This window comes from uncultured Clostridium sp. (genome assembly GCF_937920395.1).
GTDB lineage: Bacteria > Bacillota > Clostridia > Clostridiales > Clostridiaceae > Clostridium_AD.
Genome location: NZ_CALEVF010000025.1, coordinates 1 through 2,290 on the forward strand (window position 1 = coordinate 1; position 2,290 = coordinate 2,290).

General features: G+C 29.7%; 2 protein-coding genes and 1 pseudogene. 1 reads left to right on the forward strand and 2 read right to left on the reverse strand.

Annotation, left to right across the window (positions count from 1 at the left end; translation table 11 throughout):
• Positions 1–106 precede the first annotated feature (106 nt).
• Positions 107–295 (reverse strand): alpha/beta-type small acid-soluble spore protein, encoded by a 189-nt coding sequence (locus Q0649_RS01605; RefSeq protein WP_298836560.1) that lies wholly within the window; start codon positions 293–295, stop codon positions 107–109.
• A 236-nt stretch (positions 296–531) separates the two neighbouring features.
• Positions 532–1,214, reverse strand: a pseudogene (locus tag Q0649_RS01610) (ribonuclease J); the annotation flags it as partial.
• A 223-nt stretch (positions 1,215–1,437) separates the two neighbouring features.
• Here Q0649_RS01610 and Q0649_RS01615 point away from each other — a divergent pair.
• Positions 1,438–2,290: 3'-5' exoribonuclease YhaM family protein (locus Q0649_RS01615; RefSeq protein ID WP_298836564.1), on the forward strand; the 853-nt coding region annotated here is incomplete at its 3' end.

Sequence of the window (2,290 nt, forward strand, 5' to 3'; positions counted from 1 at the left end):
CCCGTATCGGACTTTCACCGACGAGTAAACGCCCATGCCGGGCACACTAAAAAAACCTAGCAATTACGCTAGGCTTAATTTTCATACTTTAATTTTTGTTTTTTAATTACAAATTCTTTTCGTAATCTTCAACCATTTTTTTTACCATTTGTCCACCTACTGAACCATTCTCTCTTGAAGTTAAATCACCATTGTAACCATCTGTAAGATTTACTCCTACTTCTTTAGCTGCTTCCATTTTAAATTTATTTAACCCAGCTTTAGCCTGTGGTACTAATACTCTATTTCTTGACATATAAGTCACCTCCTCTTTTTGATAATGATTTTCATTTGTACTATTATAATGTGCAATATTATAAATAATACTCATAGAAATTTATCACTATTTAAATAAAATTAAATAAAAAAGGAGTATTATGTAAAAACTTAAAGCTATAAATTTATTATCACTTACTAATAGATTTTTTAGTTAAATTTCCATAATGATTGGAAGAATAATTGGTCTACGATTTTGTTTTTTTATACAAATATTGCTACAATAACTCTCCCAACTGCACGAGAAAATATTCTAGTTAGAGTCTTTCCAATAGTTTTCTCAGAAATTGAGTGCCCTTCACGTTCAACATTTGTGCTATCAGCCATAAGAAGTAGAACTCCTTCTTTACCTAAATTTGAGATACGTTCCAAATCCGTTACTAATCCATCAATCGGGGTATAATCAATTTTAAAATCACCAGTATGCAATATAACACCTATTGGTGAATGTATAGCAATAGCGCAAGCGTCAGCTATACTGTGCGTAACTCTAATAAACTCTATTTTAAGATTTTTTAGCTCTATTGTTTCTCCAGCATTTACAATATTAAGCTTACAGTATTTCAATATATTATGTTCCTTTAGTTTATTTTCAATTAATCCTAATGTTAGCTTAGTGCCATAAATAGGTACATTCAATTGTTTTAGAATAAATGGCAAAGAACCTATATGATCTTCATGACCATGAGTTAAAAAAATCCTTTTACCTTTTTCGCATTATTTTTCAAATAAGTTATATCTGGAATCACTAAATCTACACCATACATTTCTTCATCCGGAAATGATACACCACAGTCTATAACGATTATTTCATCATCATATTCAATAGCCGTTATATTCTTTCCTATTTCTCCGAGTCCTCCTAAAGGAATAATCTTTAAACTTTTTTGGTTCTCCATTAAATCCTCTCCTTATTCATTTCAATAATGCTTTTTTACTTTATTTTGCCATGAATTATGAAATTAATACCTTTTTCCTACAGTTATTGTTGTAATCTCTCTCTAAAAATTCTAAGTGCTTAATTAAAATTAGTCAGATACCATTAAATATGGTACAGTAATAAGCGCAAATAGATTTTAACACTTATATTCTTATAAAAATAAATTTAATTTGGAGGCTCATATGATTACAAAAGAGAATTTCTTAAACGATATAAAAAGTGGAACTAATATAAAAATTTCATTAATGGTAATGAAAATAATGTTCAAAGATGCTTCTAAGTTTGTCTGCATTTTGGTAGATAAAAGTGGAGAAGTAAAAGCTAATATACCTAGCAAAAATGGCGATATTAAAGAAGGAAGCGTCATAGAAGTTGAGGGATTTAAAGATAAAAACTTAGATGTTAAGAAGTATAAATTTATTTTAGATTATAATTTGTCTGATTATCTACCAACAGTGAAGAGACCTATTGAAGATATTATGAAAGAAATGGACACCCTTACAAATAAGTATGTTACTTCAACTGAAGGTAAAGCCTTAAATGACTATTTCTTTAAAGACGAACTATTCTTAGATAAATTTCAAAGAGGAATAGGCGGAGTATCTATGCATCATAATTATATAGGTGGTCTTGCAGAACATACCTTAAATGTTATGTATTTAACTGCTACTCTTTGTGAAAGATACGAATGTAGGCGAACTGAGATAGCTGTACTTGCAGCAAAACTTCATGATATTGGTAAGATTTATGAATTATATTATGATGGTCCTTTTAAATATACACTTAGAGGTGAAATGGAAGGTCATATTGTTATTGGTGTAGAATTAATCGATAAAGCTATTCGAGGGAATGAATCACTTTATTCTGAAGATTTTGTTGCGAGGATAAAGGGATGTATAGTTCAACATCACGGCAAACCTGAATTTGGTTCTCCACGGGGTATGAAAATGGAAGAATCGTTTATAGTTAATTTTGCTGATTCAACAGATGCTACTATGAATAAAATTTCTCAAATGAAGGATAAAACAGAATCTG